Here is a 16,493-nt window from a genome sequence, read left to right on the forward strand (position 1 = left end):
GAAGATATGGCAAACTTGAATTTTACTCTTAGAGAAGAGGATTGGTACGAAAGCCAACCTATACAGTTATCTACTGAGAAATTTGCTATCAGCATTAATTTTGGAGATGCAGCAAACAATAGAGTTGTTGTGTACAAAAGTTCTAATGGAAAGGATTATGTACCTTACAAAACAGCACTTGGGGTTGGAGAGTTCTGTGATATGAATGTCGACGGGTTGATAGCTGGACAATATGTTATGGTAGGATGTAATGAACTTCCTATTTCATCTTCATTTTTGGAAAGTTCTGATGGTAGCAGCAGTGCGAGCAAATCGGATATTTTAGCAGAAAGCGGACGTGCTCAACTGGCAGAGTCCCAACTGGAACAGTCCATAAATGCGGTGAAGACCGCTTTGGATGAATTGGTTGGTACTGTTGATGCGACTACGGCCATTGACACCTTCAATGAAATTGAAACCTTCCTTGCAGGAGTAACCAATGAAAAAACTCTGACTGGAATGTTGGCTGTTACTGATGGAAAGGCCGTGACCGCACAAACAACGGCTGATGCTGCAAAAAGTACAGCTCAAACAGCTCTTAGCAAAGCCACTGCCAATGAAACAAAACTTAATACAATACCTGAAATGCCGGAGAATGACGGTAAGATATATGGTTTCTGTAATGGTGCATGGGTAGTTATTGCGGAAGTTGGTAAAAATGTATATACAGATTGATTATGAGATTGAAGATAGGTATAGGAGTAATCTTTGTGTTACTCCTTGCGGCAACCTTTTTGATGTACCGGTTGTGGCAGGAAGAGAAGAAGGAAAGTGCCCGACTTTCAGATAATATGAAAAGTCTCTGTACTGGGCTTGAAGAATATAAGATTAGGGATAGTCTAAATGTGGTTGAAAACCATGTTTTACGGCTTAACATAGAAGAATTGAAAGAGCTGCGGAGTGCGGATGCAAAACTAATAAAAGAATTGAATCTGCGTCCAAAAGAAGTCGAATATATCACAACCACAAAAGTTGTCACTAAAGACAGTATTGTATTTGTTCTGAAAGACAGCTGTTTCAATTATTCAGATAAATGGGTGGATTTTTATGCAAATATTCCTGACAGCACATTTACTTATGAAGTGAGAGACAGTCTTTCAAGTGCGATAAGCCGGATATATAAACACAGGTTCCTATGGTGGAGATGGGGGACAAAGGGGTATAAACAAACGATAGTCAATCATAACCCACGAAGCAAAATCGTTTATAATGAAATTGTAAAGGTGGAACATTAATTAATAAGAAGGGAGCCGAAATGCTCCCTTCTCCTTTTTCTTTAGAAAGGCAAATCGTCTTTTTGTTCCCCAAAATCCACTGGCGGTTGAGGTATGGCAGTTTGTACGGGTGCCGCGGTGGATGATGCCCCCTGATAATAAGTTTGGGGCTGTTGCGCTGCGGTAGGCTGTCCTGGATTACGGAGTGTTGCTTTCCAGCAAGTAATGGAGTTAAACCATTTTCCTTGCCATTCATTCGCATTAATATCTATTTCAATATCAACGTCTTGCCCGACTGCTAATCCAAAATTCTGAATATTGCTATTCATTACTGAAAAAGCGACTTTTTTAGGGTATTGGCCGGGAATTTCCAAAACGAAATCTTGTCTTTGCCAGTTGTTACCATTTTTTGAGACACCCGATTGTATCGGTTGTGCCACAATAATTTTTCCTTCTAATTTCATTGTTCGCTTATAAATAGTTAAACACTATATGCCCGGCCTTTTCAAGTTTACGGGCATAATCTAACATTCTTTCTTTAGTGCTGAAACTTTCATCATTCCACCAAATGCCAAATCTTTTAATCTGACACTGATAGCGTTTGTCTCCTAATAGATTCTCGGATATTCCTATACGATATTTTGCCATTTTTATTCATCATCCCCAGCCGGATTTAACTTGTCTGACTCATTGATTGCGCGGCTGATAATATCACAATCAGTAAGTTTTCGTTGTATGATAGCCATCCCCCTTTTGCAATTATCACTTTGATTGAGGTCACAATACCCTCCCTTATATAAAATATCAGAAAGTTCGTCCAATACTTTAAGTGTGTCAGTGAGCCGGAGATATGTTATTCCGGTTACTTCTTTGTTGTATGGACGGACTTCTTCTATCCGTTTGTCAAGGGATAGACAAGCAAGTTCCGCCATACATCTTGTAAGTTCTACTTTGGCAAGTAAGGCACTGTTCTCGATCCGGCATTTATCAAACTCCATTTTAATGGAGTATTCCATTTTAAGCAGGTCAGGTTGCACTTCATCTGCAACATATTGGTTGGCATCAGCCATGAAAAAAGCCCGGTGTCCGGCTATTTTATTGATTTTCTTTTCATATTGAAGCATCAACTGTTCCAGTTTATTTCCTTGCTGCTTTACGCGGAAACGACAAAGCTCTGATTTACGTAATGCACTTAACATTTCTACAATTAAGGAACAAACTATATCATTGGTGAACAATATGTTATATATTGCTGCCAGTGTGATATTTTCAGCTTTTAACTTCTTGTCTTTTATATCACCTATTTTTCTTTCCATAAGTTCATGAAATCTTTATAGACACATGGTAGTGCAAAGATAAGGACAAACGTCTCAACAATCAACTTTATTAATTGTCCGGTTCCTATATCAATCCATTCTGTTTTTATTATAATTCATTTTGGCTTCAATGAGTGAATCAATGTCACATTTGAAATGATGTAGTGTACTTAGGGCAACAATGATTACATCTGCCAGTTCTTCTTCTACATCTAAATACTCTTTAATATGTGGAGATTTCTCACCCGTACACTCAAAGACTTCGGCAACTTCTTCAAGCAGATCGCGGTGAAGATTGTTGTTGCTATCATTGTCGGGATCAATCTTTCCACGTCTTACGGCACATTCATAAGCTTTCTGCGCGATCTCATTTAATTTTCCCATTATCAATATGTTTTATCCAGTTATTATCTTTCTCCAAAAACCATTGCCAGCCATTTTGGGGCTTGATTTTTCGTTTTATATACCGGCGAACTGTGGCATAATTCAGATTTAGCTTTTGGGCGGCTTGGGTTATTGAATCGAATCTATACCATTTGCCTTCGGGAGTGATTGCGATACACGCAAAGGCATGGGCGTTTCCATTAGACCAATATCTATGTCCTTTCAAAGCCTCGCTGTGTCTTTTTCTTATTTCAACAGCTCTCTCTTTGCCATAGTATTCTTCATAGGTTTTTCCTCTTAATCCGTGGTGATAGCCTTTATTGAAAACATTATGTCCGTTGACAACCCGTGTGACCGGTATTTCAGGGTCTAATCTTAATTCCATATTATTCCTTATTTTTGTAATTATCTCTTCTCATTTGGTGATAGCGATAGTACATGGATAAGTCGAGTTTACGAATGAAATTATCATCCGCTTTCATGTCAGAAACTTTTTGGGCAGGCTTGACTACCTCAAAGAAAATTCTCTTTACCGCATACCTTCCCTTTTCAAGAGAATAACATTGCACTGATCCTTCATAAGCATAAATAAGCCCGGCAAAATCAGGGACTTCATCGGGCTTTATCAAACTTTTTGGTACTATATAATAAAAATAATTGGTACGTTGGCCGGAAGTGACAACATCAAACTTGTTCTTGCCATATTTATCACTTTTCTTTTTATCCTTATGGAAATCACATCTGCTTACTTTTACTTCATATTCATAAGTCAGGCGTGACCGGGTAACTTCCAATAAGTCAGCTTCCCATTTCCCGACAAAAATATTGGGAAAGATGCGGTTTCCTTTTTTATCACGAAAAACATGATCGCAAAAGCCTTGTATAATATCAAGTGTTTTCATTTGATCTTTCCATGTTCCTTATCCAGTTCATACTCAAAAAATCCTTTTGCCTTATCATAAAGTCCGTCCTTTATATCAGAGAAATACATAGCGGCATTAAAGGCTTTCAATGCTGCCACACGAGCTTTCTTCTTATAATAGTCTGCCCGTTTGATCGTATTTTCTTCTTTTCTACGTTCTTGCTGTTCCAAATATCGGTCAACCGCTTCTCGTCCCCAACGGAACATGTCTTCTTTGTCGGCAAAGGTGGCAGATTCTTCACGGATCAGCCTTTTCTCCGAGGAAATGACATAAGCTGATATTCCTTTGTATCTACGAATGGAAACGGCTATGTCGAAACCTTTATAATTTTGCTGTTCAACATAGCCGCCAAGAGTATATGGGAAGTCTGTCTTTTCTATCATACAGCTTTGATATTGATTAGTGGCACAATTGTATCAATAATTTCTACCGTAGGTTCTATAAGCTCTTTTATTTCCTGAACATTTTTGTATGCCATAGGACTTTCATCCAATGTCCCTTCACATACGGAAGTGGAATACACTTTGCTCATTTGGGTTTTGAATGCGTCCATTGATAATCTTTCTTTAGCTTCGGAACGGGAGTATAAGCGTCCTGCACCATGTGGTGCAGAATAGTTCCAGTCTTTGTTTCCCTTACCACGACAAAGAAGAATACCGTCTGCCATATTCATAGGAATCACAACGTAATCATTGGCGTATGCGGCAATAGCCCCTTTACGGATTATCATATCATCAAAGCTGATATAGTTATGGACTGTCTCAACGGATATTGTAGCGTTCCAGCTCAAAGTTCTGATTATACGCTGTATAATCAACTTGCGGTTGAATGCGGCATATCCTTGTGCGATCACCATGTCACATAAATAGTGGAGCATTGCTTCATTTGTGAGATACCCGGAATATTCGGCAAATTTTTCCTTCAAACGTAGTATTTCAGTTTGCATGAATTGTGGCTCAACAGTGGACTTCAAGCGTTGAATTTCATTAGAAAAAGCCTTTTTATCAAATTTTGCTATTTCTGCATGGTATTTACAGACCTTCACACCAAAGTTGCGCGATCCGGTATGTATTGTAAGAAATATATTATTGGTTGACTCGGCACGCCCCAGTTCTATAAAGTGGTTTCCACCTCCCAATGTACCTAAAGAGTTGTAGAATGTGCCTTCATTTATCCCCACCTTCTTACAAAGTTGTGATACATATTCTTCATTAATAACTGGTTTGGTTAGTTGGTATTTAGAGCAGAACTGATCCATTCTGATAGATAAGAAGGTAAACAAATCTTCCTTTTCTTGTTTGGATAAGGGTTGTTGGTTAATCTCAAATCCCATAGGTATGATGGAACGGATTGCATGATTAATGTCCGGGAAAGACTCTTCTGTTATTGCATTTTCAATTTCTACACACAACATTCCACAACCAATATCCACTCCGATATGATTGGGGTTGACACGATCTGTAACTGGCATGGTGAATCCAATCACTATATCTACTCCCTGATGGGTATCAGGCATAATACGAACCGGAACACCAGTCGTAACCGGATTGTTCAAAATGTTTTGTATCGTTCCAATAGCTTCATTTTCTATTGCATTTGTAAATATTTTACAATCTTTGCCGAATTTTCCTTGTAATTCAATCATAATCAAATCTTTTCGTTAAGTTTTTCAAGAAGTTCATTCGCACAGTTCTTTGCGTATTCTTCATCTTCATCATGAAAGGACTTGACTGTTATCCAAATCCCTGCAAATTTAACTTGTACTTTGTAATCAAGAAGGAGGTATTTCTCTCTGTTTCCGCTGCAATTATCTTCTACGAAGGTAGTCGTTTTATTGATTCTGTACTGTTTCATCATTATTTATTTCTTTAGAGTGGCAATTTCTATCAAGTATCTTAATGCACTGTTTAATTCCAGTATCAAATCCTTCTTTATAGCCTTTGGTATGCTCACCTAAAACATATATAGTCATTGACAGCCAAAATAGAAGTATGCCAACGGATTTATACCAGCATGGTAAAGATACAGAAAAGGGTTTTAAGGTGATAGAGAAATCACCGATCCACAGAAGACCGGCAATGAGCATGAGTAAATATAAGACTTTCATCATTTATCATTGTTAAGTTCAACATATTTGCCTTGTAAAGAGCAGTTCCTTAAAATTTCGGCATTTTCCCGGCCAAATGCAATAAGAACACTACCGCAACCGGGGCTGTCCCCACGTGTTCCATCGGGACGGAAGAATTTTATTCGATTCCTCAAAAACATCATACCGGTTGCTTTCGTGAAGATGATGTCTTGAAACTTATTGCTGTCACACCGGTTAAAAAGTAGTGCTATACCGTTGCCGTGTTCTGCCAATTTCTCTACAAACTGCCATATAAGCGGTTTGGAGTACGGAGGGTTAAGCCAAATTCGCCCCCCCCCAATTTTGTATAAGACCATTGTCCTGCTTGTTGTACATGATTTTTGCGGTAGGCCAAAGAGGGTGCATGGGAGCACATGGATCAAGGTCAAATTCACCTAATGCTTCAATGATTTCTCGTGGTGTGTACCATTCATCGGAAGCGTTTGCAGATCGTTCAAAAGATGTATTCATGTATTACTTACATTTAGGATTTTACGAATTTCTATATGATCGCAATTTTCATCAGCCTTTTTCAGAATATAAGCAATTTCTTCTTCCTTACTCATGTTCTGTGGACGTTTCGTTGCTTCTGCTCTCAATTCAGAAATAATTTTATCTACTTCGGGATTAGGAGTTTCATATAATTTTTTAAATTCAGCGGCTCTACGTTTAATAAGTCGCTCTGTCTTTTTGTTTAATTTCATCTCACAATATTTTAAAGTATTCCTTACATAAAAAACCTTTTCTTGGTGAAAAGTCTTTGAAGTCGCAACTCATGTATATTTCCTTCCTATCAGCCCAATGTGCCATGTCTTTCTGCCACTGTGGAATAATTTGGTGTGGATTGTTCAGATCACGAAAGGGTTGACAATGTGGAAGAAAACGGCGGCTTTTAGATTTCCAGTAGTTGACGCGCGCAAACGATTCTTCAGAGTCCATAAGGATGCAATACAAGAAATATTCCCCTTTATATCCATACTTGTCTATTAAAGCGGAAGCACGTTCAACTTCTGCAATCTGTCCCGGTGTATCGCATCCAAAGCGAATACGTTTAATCCATTTTACTTTTGCAAGTAGCCGAGCGATTTCATCCGTGATTAAACGAGCATCCAGTCCTTGATTAAAATCCACTTTGATACCCAGTTTGATGATTTTCTCTATTTGCTGCAAGCCATAGTTTGAGGCCAGTATATTATTATCCATAAGGATAGCTTTCTTCCGTCCGGCTGTTATTTCCTCAATATCCATATAAGGTGAGATTTTTCCTTCTTTTTTAGGAACAACACACCATTTACACCGATTGGGACACCCACGTGTCAGAAATCCATAGGACAAATTGGAGTCAATATTGTAGATCGAGTAATCAGGTTGAAGACGATCAACCTCAATTGGAAGAACTTTTTCAATATCATATCCAGTACCACCTTTTTCTATTTGGTTAGCATTGATATAATAGTTATAGTCGGGTGTGAAAGTGAAAACTTTAGCTGCATATACTTTATCATATTTACATAGTGGATTATACCATTCCACTTGATCGCCTCTTGCTTTGTGGTAAGCACTGATCTTCATAAGTGCTAAATTGGGGAAATTGCTATCAACGGCTAAAATTCCAATATTCATTATTCTTCAAATTTAGGTTTTGGCATCCATGCTATCGGTTCCCATGACGGAGGTATGCTACTCATTGAAGAGTAAATTGGGTTACCTTTGTACGTATCATAGATATAACCATCCATGCAAAACCATACATTGTTGCTATATGTACCGTTAAAAATCGCACCATGTTTACATAGAATGATGATGTCTTCATTTTCATCCGGCAACCGTTCTTTCACTGATACCCACGGAAGTTGTTTTGTCTGCCATCTGGCTCCTTCTTTAAATCCTATTCTAAAACAAGTTATTTTATCCCAGTCAGGATGTACGCCTCCAATTTCATTTACGGCTTCTTCTAATGTCTGCTTCATATTTCCTCCTTTTCTTTAAAGTGTTCTATTAGCTCATTTACAGTAGCTTTGCGCCATTTAAGAGACACTTCCAATATACTTTCATAGCCTTTATTATAAACCCAAGCTCCTGCTGGTGGAATAAACCATTGATACTTATCCGTATCATCTCTAAGCGCGGCAATGGCAAGGAAAAGTTCTTCGTTGGTTCCACAATCAATACGCCCTGCATAGTCGTAAGTTCTATAAGGATGTTTATCATTAAACAACCCCTCACTGATAGAGAAGTAGTTCTCAATATAGGCAGCAGTGGCTAAGCAAATTCCATTGGCGTTAGAAAACATTGACATATATCCCAACTTCTCCAACTTCTTACGAAGCTCCGGTGTGTTTTTTCTGATAAAACATGATGTTGTAAATCCCATTGTTAATCCTCCTTCTTTTCTACGTCTTCGTAATGTACACAATACTCTAATAAATTTAAATTAGGATATTGATCCAAACATTCTTCTTGGTGAATACAATTCATGCAACACCATTCGTCTGACAGTCTGCTCATATCTTATCTGTTATACTCCAATTATCTTATCGTTGATACGAAATATGTTGTCACTCACAAAATCGTATATTTTATACATCAGTTCTGGTTCTTGCTTTTCGGGAGAATAAACCATTACCCTTTTACCTGCGCCTTTCATCCATCCGGCTTCTGTGTTAGCAGATCGACCACAAGGAAGAACCATAACGCAGACATCAGCCCACTGCATACCATTGAAATCTGAATCAAAACCTTTCTGCGCAATTGGGTGATTAAGTGCTTCTTGATATTGCTTAGTTGTCCAGTTCTGCCAATCAGGGTCTATATCAGACCATTGGAAACCACCATTCCCATGTGGGGATTCTTAAAATCATAGACCTCATGTCCTAAATCACGGAGAATATTTACAACTTCTTGTTGAAAAGGATTTCTCCAGCTACTTGCTACATAAATTTTTGCCATTTTACTTTTAATGCGTATATTTGAACCTCATTTGCAATGTCGCAAATGATTAATTTTTTTAATTATGAAACATTTAATTAGAAAAAGCATTCTATAGCTTTACTACCGTACGGCTATGGCAATGCTTAAAATTGAATAGACGGTAGGTTGGGACTTTGTGCTAAACTGTGTTGATCTTTTGTAGTGGTTGATTGAAAAATTTATTTAGTACAGCTAAGTCCTTAATTTAGGTGGTTATGGCACAAGGGTTCCACCTCTTCCCATTCCGAACAGAGAAGTTAAGCCTTGTCACGCCGATGGTACTGCATAATTGTGGGAGAGTAGGTCGCTGCCATTTTCTTTTAAGCCTTGTTATCTTTATTGATAGCAAGGCTTAAAACATTTACATTAAAGGTTTATCACCAATAGTTATTTCTTTCATTTTATCAGATCACTTTAATTCATCTTCTAATATTAATCCTCCATTTAGAATATGATTACGCATACCTTCACTCAATGACATTGTTTGCTCCAAACTGGGACGTACCCAATTATGAACTTTCACGTATGACGGTGGAGCTTGTTTTGAAGATTTCGTGTGCATCATATCCCCTCCGCATTTACATCTCATGATGAAGGGAGTTACACCTTTGTCTTTGTATAGAGTTACCTTATAATTATTGCATTTATTACATTCATATAGGTTATATTCTCCCCGACCATCATAAATTTTAGCATCTTCAATACTTGCAACCATATTATTGTATTGTTGAGCTATATTATCTTTACTCATTTAATCCATATTTTTCATTAAACATTGAATCTGCTTCTTGAAACTGTTTTGTGAAGCGATTTTCTTTATAAACTCTCGGTGTAGTACACCCAATTAACAAAGCAAGGAGTGTACAGATAAGCAGTATTTTCTTCATAATATTTTTATTTATTCGCATAATCCATGAAACAGACTCATGCAGGCATATCCACCTTCCGGCTCGAACATATCAAGGGTATGTTCTTTAACGTACTCCAAAACTTCCTCTATATAAGGATATTGTTTGTTTTTACAGAATCTTTGAGGTATGTATGATGGAGGAAAGAAGGAATGTCCTACGCTTTTCTCTGCTTGAATCAGACGTTGACACATTTCAGGATCATTTTTGGCTATAAGTTCAATTTCTTTGTGCCGACACATGATACACGGGAAACATCCAACACGTGAGAATCCGCGATAATACAATGGATTCGGTACCTGCCCTGCATCCAGTATGCAATCTATAACTTGCTGTGCACTCCATTTGAAGATCGGCCTTAGAACAGAAGCGTCATATTGGGAACACCATTCTTTGACATCCTTACTTCGATAGTTTTCAGTTCTTCCTTTCTTATTAGGTTGGAAATACGATTTGAAATACATACATTCCTCTTCCATTGCCGCACGTGCTGTACTTTCTCCGGCTCTGATACCTTGTATGATAATGCAGCTTTCTTTCAAAGAAAGTACATAATCAATCATTGGCTTCATTTTTAGTTCACTGGTACAAAATCGTGCATTCGTGGAAGGAAATCTTTTCTTATGAGCTGCCAAAGACACAAAATCATATTTTGATTTGAGAGTTATAAGTCTTACACCCATTTGCAGACAAACATCATTCACATGTTTATATGTGTCAGGGTGTTCCCAACCGGTGTCACAAAACACAGCGGTTAAATTCCCCCCCCATATTGTTTGAAGGCTTGGATCAAACATGCTTGTGAATCCTTACCACCTGAAAAACTTACTAATATTTTCATTTTTATATCATTTCAATTTTCACATATTCATGTTTATTAATCCCGGCACTACCTTTGGGAGAATATACTAATCGACCTCCATTATCCAATATCTTTTGTACATCTTTCATAGCTTGGTGTGCTTGGGCATAGTCTTTGTATTCTTGGTGGCCTATTGGATATTTGCAATATCTTCTGCCACCGTCAGGCATGATGCTGATACCGAATACTGTTTCATTAGTTTTTCGGTTGAAATTCTGTTGAGTCCTTACTTTCATTTTTTAATACATTTTCCCAGTTTAAGTATAAATACATATTCATTGTCAGGCGCTCCCCAATTGGTGTTACCAACTCCGATGGTTATAGATTCAAGTTCAAAAAGCATTGTCCGTTTGGTGTAGCCAAAACGGAAGCGAACATGAGTGTATTCTTTGGGATGAAAGCCGTTTCCACGTGTAATACAAGAAAAACAAATAGCTTTCTTACAGTAGAAACCTGTCTTTTCATAGGAATTGTGACCTCCACATTTTGCTAATCTTCCGATCCAGTATTTCTTGATCTCTCTGTATTCTTCTTTCTTATTTCCAGATTCGATCATTTCATACCATTTTGCTTTTAATGGCAGGTCAAGGATTTTCATATTAACCATAGTCTAAAAGAGTTGCGGATTCTGTTTGTTGTGAAGGATTTTTTGAACACGTTCGATTTCTTCATCTACTTCACGCTCAATTTGTTTACTTATTCGTAAATCTATCTGTCTCTTATTTTTAAAATATTCTTTTTGGCAACGGCGCATTTCCACCACTTTGTTGAAAAATTCTTTTGGAGTCATAGATTTAAAAGGTATGGAAAAGGCCGCTTTAATGCGGCCTCCCCAGTGTGATTACTTTTTTCCAATCAGAAAGTCTTTCCACAATTCTTTGAATTGTTCTCCAAAGTAAATTGCGATTTCACTTGATTTTACAGCAAGGCGAGAGCCGATATTCGCCAGCGAGTACGACCAACCGTCATACGAGTACGCAAAAGCGAGGCCGCAATACGCACCGTGATACGCATGCCCGCCCCAAAGAACCAGCCGATTACGATCCTCTTCGTCCATTTCATCAATTTCTTTCTGATTATAAAGATAAAACCACGGCGTATAACGGTATTCATCTTTAGTAAATCGTGGAAAATTAGGATCGTTGTTCAATGCACGAGCAATTGTGCATAGTTTGATGTAGGCGAGGTGTGCAATATCAGCCACTTCTTCTTTGTGTCCGTCTTCATCTTCAACAAGTAGGCGAACAATAGGTTTTACACCTATTGCTTCACAAGCATCTTCGTAGGTTTTGATATTGTGATAATCTGTATAATCCGGCTTTTGCTTTCCGAATAAAGCTGTTAGAATACTAATTGCTTTAGGACAGTCGTTTGCTTCACTAAAAGCGGCTGTAACCTTTTCTTGTGTAATTTTAAGTTCTGACATAATGTAAATTATTTATTGTTAATACTATATCCGAATAATGCAAAATCTCCCCGGCACGGATCATCCGGGAAAATTGTTTTCATGTAATTGGTTACTTGTTGAACCATTTTCCAGTCCTCTGTTTTGCGTGTTGTTATCCCAAGCTGGTGTGCCATTTTTGCAACATGTGCATCCAATGGTATGTATAATTCTGTCGGGTGAATAATATTCCAAATACCTAAATCTACCGGTGATTTTCGTACTACCCACCGTAGAAACAGACAAATACGCTTGCATGGAGAATCACGCTCCAATTTTGGAATACCTTTTACGCCACCAAAATCTGTTTGTATTTCACGGATAACATTATTGTAACCCTCATAAAAGACTTCCAAATCATCCCATTCCTGATATATGTTGTACAACCGCTGGCAAATGCAGAAAAAGTCATGGTAGGTGAACATACGGTAGAAGGTATTTGTATTTTCTTTGTATTGTTCCCATACTTTGTTCATAATGAAGGCGTAAGGAGAATTACCCATTAGATTATCCAAAATTTCCGCTTGTTGCATTATCAGTTTGCGATTCCCGAAAGCTATCCATGAAGTAAGAAAGGCACTGATTTCTATGTCCTTTTTATCACTGTACTTATGTGGGAAGAATATAGGATCATCTTTTATAAAATCAGGTGTTTCAAATTGTTTTGCCCAGTCAAGTAGTTTGTTTCTTAGTTCTTCCATAATATTCTTCTTTCCATTTTTTGAAAGCGGCTTCTTTATCATTTGATTTCATCCTTTGTATGAATGATTGATGGGATTCCAATAATTCTTTGGCTTCTTCATCTCCATTTTCCGATCTTTCAGTTAGATGTTTGATATATTCTCCGTAGAACATTCCAGTGCTGTTATTATTTTGTTCATGGGCTTCATTAATTGAAAGAGAAGAAACAATTTCATCACGCTGTGCATCGTATTCATTTAACCAGCCGAGAATGATATTACCGTCCAGTCTATCGTAAATCTTACCGGAAGCCATAGCATTACGGAAACACAATTTGATTTCCTCCAATTTGAGATAATAGAATCTGTCTATTATTAGATCAGCGGTAAGTGCCACTTGAACATCATTCATCGTTTTTCCAACATTGAAAAAAGACACAAGCTCGTTAATCGCAATTACCAGTATGGCTCTTGCGCCAGCCAATGTGATTTCTTTTCTTATAACAGAGAGTGGTAGGTTAGGAGTGTTGAGAACAGCTTCTTTAATCGAACTTACGTGCAATCCCTTGTAATACTCCGCTTGCAAGGTCAGCAAGTCTTTCAACGCTTTCTTTTCGGTTGCCGGGAGATTGCTGTTGACTTGAATTAAGTTGTTTCCCATACTTGTTAAAATCATTATTAGACCATCTGACTAAACGTTTGGAAACTTCAAATGTACGTTCCTTCTCAAAGCGCATTTTCCGGCCTCCGCATTCAGTCCAATACTCAAAAAAGTCCTTCAACATATCATCAGGATATTTTCCTCTATACATGAGGACTTCACTTCTGAATTTGTCTTTCCTTGCAGAAAGAGAATCCTTATTCATATTCATCTTATGGCCTAATCCGGCCATGAATGCTTGTTCCAATGTTGCATCAGGATGATCCCGACACCATTGGGCTGCTAATTCTTCTGATTTCATTTGATTTATAATTTAGATAACCAATATTTCCATACTCGTGAGGCTACTTGTGCCATCAGAACGGGTGGTACACTCATTCCACAGATATAATGTGGGGATTGGTTGAGGAAATGATAATCTTGTGGAAATGTGGATATATTACATACTTCTGACCGTGATAAATATATAGGCTGCTTAAAAGGAATAATTGAGTCTGCATGAGTTGTTAGGGTGTAGCTTACTTTGTTCTCATATAGATATTGTTGATTAAAAAAGCCTCGTTTTCCAGTTTGTTTCTTATAGGCCTCTGCCAAAGCAATATCTCCTGCCACTCTCTGCTCAAATAACTTTCTCATTTTTACGCCAATAGGCTTTCCCTTGTAATCCGCATATTCCCCATAATATATTTCCGATTCATTAAATTCCATGTCGATGTATGGTTCAACATTGAAGAGGTCTGAAACTTTTAGAAAATGGACTCCCAAATCATGCCTGATACATATAAAGAATACACGTTCTCTTTTTTGAGGTACTCCCATTTTAGAAGCATCAAGAAGAAAATGCTGACAATAATAACCAGCTTCCTCAAAGTCTTTGTATATACGTCTGACATAATCAATCGCATTCCCTAAAAGAAGACCTTTCACATTTTCAGCAATAACGACTTTAGGTTTTAAGCGTTTGGCAAGTGCAATAAAATCAAAAAAGAGCGTGTCTAAAACTTGTGTCTTTTGACCTTCCTTGAATTTCTTTTCTTTACCCCACGCATCTTCACGTAATCCCGACATGCTAAATGTACTGCAAGGTGGTGATCCGTCCAATATATCTAATTTGTACAATTCTTCGGGAAGATTTTTCCTTCTCACAAAATCACGAATATCTTCCAAATAACTATACTGGGGATGATGGTTTGTTTCATAGCATTTCATCATTCGTGGATCAATCTCATTACAGCCAATAACATCGTAACCAGCTATTTTGTAACCCATAGTAGAGCCACCGCCACATGCAAAACAAGAAAACACCTTTCCTTTATCTTTAGTAAAAACAGCATCTTCTAAAGACCAGCAATAAGGATAGAGATGTTGGGGGGGGGGTAATTACATCTTTCATCATTCCACCTCCCATAATTCAGCTACTCTTTTGAACTCTTCATCAGCCGGAACCGGGCAATCTTTGATCCATTGCATATCTTTTACTTTCCATAACGAAAGGTCTGTGTTGTCAGGAATATGCTTTTTAATATCAGGAAAAAGATTGAGTCGAAGAGATTTACTTTCCATAAGTTCATCTTTGTAGTCCAACAAAAAATTATTGGCCTTTAATAAACTATGAACATCATTAGCAGAATGTGGAGTGTAAACAACTCCATCGAAATATCTGATATAATTGGGAAGCATATCAGCCAGTGCCGTATATAGAAATAATTTTCCTTTATTGCCATAGGCCAATTTCTGAACGGTTCTGATACTTTCGGCCAAATTTGACAGTTTTTCAGGAAACAAAAGTGGTTCTCCACCAGTTATCATGATCTCTTTGTAATTAAAGTGCTCAACAACTGGTAATTTTGAAAAATCCCATGAGTTGTTGCAACACATAGGACATTTGTTCGGACATTTGGTTGTAACCAATAGACGTAACTTTTCCATTTATAATGATATTGTTTGAGTGTATTTCAATTCTCCGGTATATCCACGTGCTTTCAATTCTGTGATAAGTTCCCGTGGAGAAAATCTTGCCAATTCAGAATTGGAATATATTTTCTTCAAATTACCCCCCCCCGGAGTTTTCTTACGGTTTTTGGCATAAATATTACCACACTCTTTGCAGTATGTCTGCAATCCATCTTCGGTTGAAGCATTTCTCCAAAACTCACTGACCGGAAGTTCTCAGCCACATTTGCTGCATTTTTTTAAATTTTCCATTATTCATTTTCTTTAATTCTACCATATTCACATATTAGTAAGGCATCCGAAGTTGCCAATGTAACTTTTGCATACGGAAACAGCTGTTGGGCTTTCTTCTTTAAGATGTTTTTCCATTCTGTCTTACCCAATTTGTCTGTATTTCGTAATCCTAAAGTTTTTTGCCAAGTTTGTGGAGATACTGTTACTGTCGGAATCCCACAAGCTATCAATCCCATAGTCAGCTGTCCGTAACCTTCTCCAAAAACAAAAGAGGCAGAAGCACTTTGTCCGGTCATGCCATTCACTCGTTCCAAATAACAAACGCTATTTTCTTTGTATATAGAGAGAAAATCTAATAAGTCTTTGGGAGTTGGTGGCATTTTGATACACTCCAATAATCTGTTATTCTCGGTGTCGTACACTACAATTCCACCGTTTTTGCCAACATCTATACCTATGATCCTTCGTTTCATAAATTATACTTTTTGTTTACAAATCTTTTGAGCTTAACTATATCTTTCTTTCCAAGTCTTAGTGCTTCACTGGTCTTGATGTCAGAAGGTGATGCTTTACAATTCTCGGTTATCCTTTCAAAATGTCGGATAAAGGATTTTAAGAAATAGTCGGGAATTTCAACTTTCATAATGATTGATTTATGAGAATAAGCCCGGACTCGAACCGGGAACTGTTGCAATCAGGATTTTCGTTTCTGCTTCCGTTTGTACGTATGTCAAGTGTTAATAGCATGATTACCTGACTCGTGATGCTATTCGTGCA

Annotated in this window: 28 protein-coding genes, 1 rRNA gene and 2 pseudogenes; 3 read left to right on the forward strand and 28 right to left on the reverse strand. The window is 37.7% G+C overall.

Annotated features, from left to right (window positions below; all coding sequences use genetic code 11):
* Positions 1–6 precede the first annotated feature (6 nt).
* Positions 7–714, forward strand: coding sequence for a hypothetical protein (locus HUX74_RS15320; RefSeq protein WP_057087816.1), 708 nt, complete (start codon positions 7–9; stop codon positions 712–714).
* Positions 711–1,274, forward strand: a complete 564-nt coding sequence (locus HUX74_RS15325; RefSeq protein WP_005794364.1) for a DUF6549 family protein — start codon at positions 711–713, stop codon at positions 1,272–1,274. The genes HUX74_RS15320 and HUX74_RS15325 overlap by 4 nt, the downstream gene beginning before the upstream one ends.
* Before the next feature lie 41 nt (positions 1,275–1,315).
* Here the strand turns inward: HUX74_RS15325 and HUX74_RS15330 are convergent, their stop codons facing one another.
* From HUX74_RS15330 to HUX74_RS20800, 15 genes and pseudogenes are all read right to left on the reverse strand, one after another.
* Positions 1,316–1,717, reverse strand: a complete 402-nt coding sequence (locus HUX74_RS15330; protein ID WP_004326735.1) for a DUF3127 domain-containing protein — start codon at positions 1,715–1,717, stop codon at positions 1,316–1,318.
* 186 nt (positions 1,718–1,903) lie between these two features.
* Positions 1,904–2,569 carry a hypothetical protein gene (locus tag HUX74_RS15335; RefSeq protein ID WP_057087815.1) on the reverse strand — a complete coding sequence of 222 codons (666 nt, stop codon included), beginning with the start codon at positions 2,567–2,569 and terminating at the stop codon, positions 1,904–1,906.
* A gap of 90 nt (positions 2,570–2,659) precedes the next feature.
* Positions 2,660–2,953, reverse strand: coding sequence for a MazG nucleotide pyrophosphohydrolase domain-containing protein (locus HUX74_RS15340; RefSeq protein WP_004326733.1), 294 nt, complete (start codon positions 2,951–2,953; stop codon positions 2,660–2,662).
* Complete coding sequence (locus HUX74_RS15345) at positions 2,937–3,338, reverse strand: hypothetical protein (protein WP_005794355.1); 402 nt, start codon at positions 3,336–3,338, stop codon at positions 2,937–2,939. Before HUX74_RS15345 ends, HUX74_RS15340 begins: the two co-directional genes overlap by 17 nt.
* Before the next feature lies 1 nt (position 3,339).
* Positions 3,340–3,855 (reverse strand): hypothetical protein, encoded by a 516-nt coding sequence (locus HUX74_RS15350; RefSeq protein WP_004326731.1) that lies wholly within the window; start codon positions 3,853–3,855, stop codon positions 3,340–3,342.
* Positions 3,852–4,259 (reverse strand): hypothetical protein, encoded by a 408-nt coding sequence (locus HUX74_RS15355; RefSeq protein ID WP_005794352.1) that lies wholly within the window; start codon positions 4,257–4,259, stop codon positions 3,852–3,854. Before HUX74_RS15355 ends, HUX74_RS15350 begins: the two co-directional genes overlap by 4 nt.
* The gene (locus HUX74_RS15360; protein WP_007846611.1) at positions 4,256–5,521 is read right to left on the reverse strand and encodes an RNA-splicing ligase RtcB; all 1,266 of its coding nucleotides are present in this window, start codon (positions 5,519–5,521) and stop codon (positions 4,256–4,258) included. Before HUX74_RS15360 ends, HUX74_RS15355 begins: the two co-directional genes overlap by 4 nt.
* Positions 5,522–5,523: 2 nt before the next feature.
* A complete protein-coding gene (locus HUX74_RS15365) occupies positions 5,524–5,733 on the reverse strand; it encodes a hypothetical protein (RefSeq protein WP_007857030.1) in 210 nt (69 codons plus the stop codon).
* Positions 5,708–5,983: a hypothetical protein gene (locus tag HUX74_RS21070; RefSeq protein WP_007846615.1), complete on the reverse strand. Its 276-nt coding sequence runs from the start codon at positions 5,981–5,983 to the stop codon at positions 5,708–5,710. The genes HUX74_RS15365 and HUX74_RS21070 overlap by 26 nt, the downstream gene beginning before the upstream one ends.
* A pseudogene (locus HUX74_RS15370) lies at positions 5,983–6,475 on the reverse strand (DNA N-6-adenine-methyltransferase). The gene HUX74_RS21070 and the pseudogene HUX74_RS15370 overlap by 1 nt, the downstream one beginning before the upstream one ends.
* Positions 6,472–6,708: a hypothetical protein gene (locus tag HUX74_RS15375; RefSeq protein ID WP_007846621.1), complete on the reverse strand. Its 237-nt coding sequence runs from the start codon at positions 6,706–6,708 to the stop codon at positions 6,472–6,474. The pseudogene HUX74_RS15370 and the gene HUX74_RS15375 overlap by 4 nt, the downstream one beginning before the upstream one ends.
* A gap of 1 nt (position 6,709) precedes the next feature.
* Positions 6,710–7,627, reverse strand: coding sequence for a radical SAM protein (locus HUX74_RS15380; RefSeq protein ID WP_174646966.1), 918 nt, complete (start codon positions 7,625–7,627; stop codon positions 6,710–6,712).
* A complete protein-coding gene (locus HUX74_RS15385; RefSeq protein WP_007846625.1) occupies positions 7,627–7,974 on the reverse strand; it encodes a DUF551 domain-containing protein in 348 nt (115 codons plus the stop codon). Before HUX74_RS15385 ends, HUX74_RS15380 begins: the two co-directional genes overlap by 1 nt.
* Positions 7,971–8,378 (reverse strand): hypothetical protein, encoded by a 408-nt coding sequence (locus HUX74_RS15390; RefSeq protein WP_117984048.1) that lies wholly within the window; start codon positions 8,376–8,378, stop codon positions 7,971–7,973. Before HUX74_RS15390 ends, HUX74_RS15385 begins: the two co-directional genes overlap by 4 nt.
* A 144-nt stretch (positions 8,379–8,522) precedes the next feature.
* Positions 8,523–8,953: pseudogene (locus HUX74_RS20800) on the reverse strand (hypothetical protein).
* Between the two features lie 226 nt (positions 8,954–9,179).
* On the opposite strand from HUX74_RS20800, the gene rrf reads away from it, so the two are divergent.
* Positions 9,180–9,290, forward strand: a 5S ribosomal RNA gene (rrf, locus tag HUX74_RS15395).
* Positions 9,291–9,383: 93 nt separating this feature from the next.
* Here rrf and HUX74_RS15400 read toward each other — a convergent pair.
* The 13 genes from HUX74_RS15400 to HUX74_RS15460 all read right to left on the reverse strand — a co-directional run bounded on the left by HUX74_RS15400 (position 9,384) and on the right by HUX74_RS15460 (position 16,189).
* Positions 9,384–9,725, reverse strand: a complete 342-nt coding sequence (locus tag HUX74_RS15400) for a hypothetical protein (RefSeq protein WP_117796998.1) — start codon at positions 9,723–9,725, stop codon at positions 9,384–9,386.
* Positions 9,718–9,861, reverse strand: coding sequence for a hypothetical protein (locus HUX74_RS15405; RefSeq protein ID WP_174646967.1), 144 nt, complete (start codon positions 9,859–9,861; stop codon positions 9,718–9,720). Before HUX74_RS15405 ends, HUX74_RS15400 begins: the two co-directional genes overlap by 8 nt.
* A gap of 11 nt (positions 9,862–9,872) precedes the next feature.
* A complete protein-coding gene (locus tag HUX74_RS15410) occupies positions 9,873–10,679 on the reverse strand; it encodes a phosphoadenosine phosphosulfate reductase family protein (protein ID WP_174646968.1) in 807 nt (268 codons plus the stop codon).
* Between the two features lie 46 nt (positions 10,680–10,725).
* Entirely contained in the window at positions 10,726–10,980 is a 255-nt protein-coding gene (locus tag HUX74_RS15415) for a hypothetical protein (protein ID WP_174646969.1), read from the reverse strand.
* Positions 10,977–11,342 (reverse strand): hypothetical protein, encoded by a 366-nt coding sequence (locus HUX74_RS15420; protein ID WP_229078322.1) that lies wholly within the window; start codon positions 11,340–11,342, stop codon positions 10,977–10,979. The genes HUX74_RS15415 and HUX74_RS15420 overlap by 4 nt, the downstream gene beginning before the upstream one ends.
* 12 nt (positions 11,343–11,354) lie before the next feature.
* Positions 11,355–11,534, reverse strand: a complete 180-nt coding sequence (locus HUX74_RS15425) for a hypothetical protein (protein ID WP_004326715.1) — start codon at positions 11,532–11,534, stop codon at positions 11,355–11,357.
* 51 nt (positions 11,535–11,585) lie between these two features.
* Complete coding sequence (locus HUX74_RS15430; RefSeq protein WP_174646970.1) at positions 11,586–12,170, reverse strand: hypothetical protein; 585 nt, start codon at positions 12,168–12,170, stop codon at positions 11,586–11,588.
* Positions 12,171–12,178: 8 nt separating this feature from the next.
* The gene (locus HUX74_RS15435) at positions 12,179–12,889 is read right to left on the reverse strand and encodes a TIGR02757 family protein (protein ID WP_004326713.1); all 711 of its coding nucleotides are present in this window, start codon (positions 12,887–12,889) and stop codon (positions 12,179–12,181) included.
* Complete coding sequence (locus HUX74_RS15440) at positions 12,861–13,529, reverse strand: hypothetical protein (RefSeq protein WP_004326712.1); 669 nt, start codon at positions 13,527–13,529, stop codon at positions 12,861–12,863. Before HUX74_RS15440 ends, HUX74_RS15435 begins: the two co-directional genes overlap by 29 nt.
* Positions 13,411–13,830, reverse strand: coding sequence for a hypothetical protein (locus HUX74_RS15445; protein WP_009132280.1), 420 nt, complete (start codon positions 13,828–13,830; stop codon positions 13,411–13,413). Before HUX74_RS15445 ends, HUX74_RS15440 begins: the two co-directional genes overlap by 119 nt.
* A gap of 5 nt (positions 13,831–13,835) precedes the next feature.
* Positions 13,836–14,798: a DNA cytosine methyltransferase gene (locus HUX74_RS15450; RefSeq protein ID WP_254592876.1), complete on the reverse strand. Its 963-nt coding sequence runs from the start codon at positions 14,796–14,798 to the stop codon at positions 13,836–13,838.
* 123 nt (positions 14,799–14,921) lie between these two features.
* Positions 14,922–15,458: a hypothetical protein gene (locus HUX74_RS15455; protein WP_032849004.1), complete on the reverse strand. Its 537-nt coding sequence runs from the start codon at positions 15,456–15,458 to the stop codon at positions 14,922–14,924.
* Between the two features lie 275 nt (positions 15,459–15,733).
* Positions 15,734–16,189 carry a hypothetical protein gene (locus HUX74_RS15460; protein WP_004326708.1) on the reverse strand — a complete coding sequence of 152 codons (456 nt, stop codon included), beginning with the start codon at positions 16,187–16,189 and terminating at the stop codon, positions 15,734–15,736.
* Positions 16,190–16,493 lie beyond the last annotated feature (304 nt).

Origin of the sequence: Bacteroides sp. Marseille-P8574 (genome assembly GCF_902825465.1) — a bacterium.
GTDB lineage: Bacteria > Bacteroidota > Bacteroidia > Bacteroidales > Bacteroidaceae > Bacteroides > Bacteroides uniformis.

What these genes read in the sequence shown, in the direction of transcription:
- HUX74_RS15320 (WP_057087816.1), top strand. Translation starts at nt 7, where the DNA reads ATGGCAAACTTGAATTTTACTCTTAGAGAAGAGGATTGGTACGAAAGC.
- HUX74_RS15360 (WP_007846611.1), bottom strand. Translation starts at nt 5,521, where the DNA reads ATGATTGAATTACAAGGAAAATTCGGCAAAGATTGTAAAATATTTACA.
- HUX74_RS15415 (WP_174646969.1), bottom strand. Translation starts at nt 10,980, where the DNA reads ATGAAAGTAAGGACTCAACAGAATTTCAACCGAAAAACTAATGAAACA.
- HUX74_RS15460 (WP_004326708.1), bottom strand. Translation starts at nt 16,189, where the DNA reads ATGAAACGAAGGATCATAGGTATAGATGTTGGCAAAAACGGTGGAATT.
- HUX74_RS15365 (WP_007857030.1), bottom strand. Translation starts at nt 5,733, where the DNA reads ATGATGAAACAGTACAGAATCAATAAAACGACTACCTTCGTAGAAGAT.
- HUX74_RS15430 (WP_174646970.1), bottom strand. Translation starts at nt 12,170, where the DNA reads ATGTCAGAACTTAAAATTACACAAGAAAAGGTTACAGCCGCTTTTAGT.
- HUX74_RS15450 (WP_254592876.1), bottom strand. Translation starts at nt 14,798, where the DNA reads ATGGGTTACAAAATAGCTGGTTACGATGTTATTGGCTGTAATGAGATT.
- HUX74_RS15425 (WP_004326715.1), bottom strand. Translation starts at nt 11,534, where the DNA reads ATGACTCCAAAAGAATTTTTCAACAAAGTGGTGGAAATGCGCCGTTGC.
- HUX74_RS15335 (WP_057087815.1), bottom strand. Translation starts at nt 2,569, where the DNA reads ATGGAAAGAAAAATAGGTGATATAAAAGACAAGAAGTTAAAAGCTGAA.
- HUX74_RS15435 (WP_004326713.1), bottom strand. Translation starts at nt 12,889, where the DNA reads ATGGAAGAACTAAGAAACAAACTACTTGACTGGGCAAAACAATTTGAA.
- HUX74_RS15380 (WP_174646966.1), bottom strand. Translation starts at nt 7,627, where the DNA reads ATGAATATTGGAATTTTAGCCGTTGATAGCAATTTCCCCAATTTAGCA.
- HUX74_RS15375 (WP_007846621.1), bottom strand. Translation starts at nt 6,708, where the DNA reads ATGAAATTAAACAAAAAGACAGAGCGACTTATTAAACGTAGAGCCGCT.
- HUX74_RS15390 (WP_117984048.1), bottom strand. Translation starts at nt 8,378, where the DNA reads ATGGGATTTACAACATCATGTTTTATCAGAAAAAACACACCGGAGCTT.
- HUX74_RS15410 (WP_174646968.1), bottom strand. Translation starts at nt 10,679, where the DNA reads ATGTTTGATCCAAGCCTTCAAACAATATGGGGGGGGAATTTAACCGCT.
- HUX74_RS15455 (WP_032849004.1), bottom strand. Translation starts at nt 15,458, where the DNA reads ATGGAAAAGTTACGTCTATTGGTTACAACCAAATGTCCGAACAAATGT.
- HUX74_RS15345 (WP_005794355.1), bottom strand. Translation starts at nt 3,338, where the DNA reads ATGGAATTAAGATTAGACCCTGAAATACCGGTCACACGGGTTGTCAAC.
- HUX74_RS15330 (WP_004326735.1), bottom strand. Translation starts at nt 1,717, where the DNA reads ATGAAATTAGAAGGAAAAATTATTGTGGCACAACCGATACAATCGGGT.
- HUX74_RS15355 (WP_005794352.1), bottom strand. Translation starts at nt 4,259, where the DNA reads ATGATAGAAAAGACAGACTTCCCATATACTCTTGGCGGCTATGTTGAA.
- HUX74_RS15445 (WP_009132280.1), bottom strand. Translation starts at nt 13,830, where the DNA reads ATGAAATCAGAAGAATTAGCAGCCCAATGGTGTCGGGATCATCCTGAT.
- HUX74_RS15420 (WP_229078322.1), bottom strand. Translation starts at nt 11,342, where the DNA reads ATGAAAATCCTTGACCTGCCATTAAAAGCAAAATGGTATGAAATGATC.
- HUX74_RS15340 (WP_004326733.1), bottom strand. Translation starts at nt 2,953, where the DNA reads ATGGGAAAATTAAATGAGATCGCGCAGAAAGCTTATGAATGTGCCGTA.
- HUX74_RS15400 (WP_117796998.1), bottom strand. Translation starts at nt 9,725, where the DNA reads ATGAGTAAAGATAATATAGCTCAACAATACAATAATATGGTTGCAAGT.
- HUX74_RS15440 (WP_004326712.1), bottom strand. Translation starts at nt 13,529, where the DNA reads ATGGGAAACAACTTAATTCAAGTCAACAGCAATCTCCCGGCAACCGAA.
- HUX74_RS15385 (WP_007846625.1), bottom strand. Translation starts at nt 7,974, where the DNA reads ATGAAGCAGACATTAGAAGAAGCCGTAAATGAAATTGGAGGCGTACAT.
- HUX74_RS21070 (WP_007846615.1), bottom strand. Translation starts at nt 5,983, where the DNA reads ATGAAAGTCTTATATTTACTCATGCTCATTGCCGGTCTTCTGTGGATC.
- HUX74_RS15405 (WP_174646967.1), bottom strand. Translation starts at nt 9,861, where the DNA reads ATGAAGAAAATACTGCTTATCTGTACACTCCTTGCTTTGTTAATTGGG.
- HUX74_RS15350 (WP_004326731.1), bottom strand. Translation starts at nt 3,855, where the DNA reads ATGAAAACACTTGATATTATACAAGGCTTTTGCGATCATGTTTTTCGT.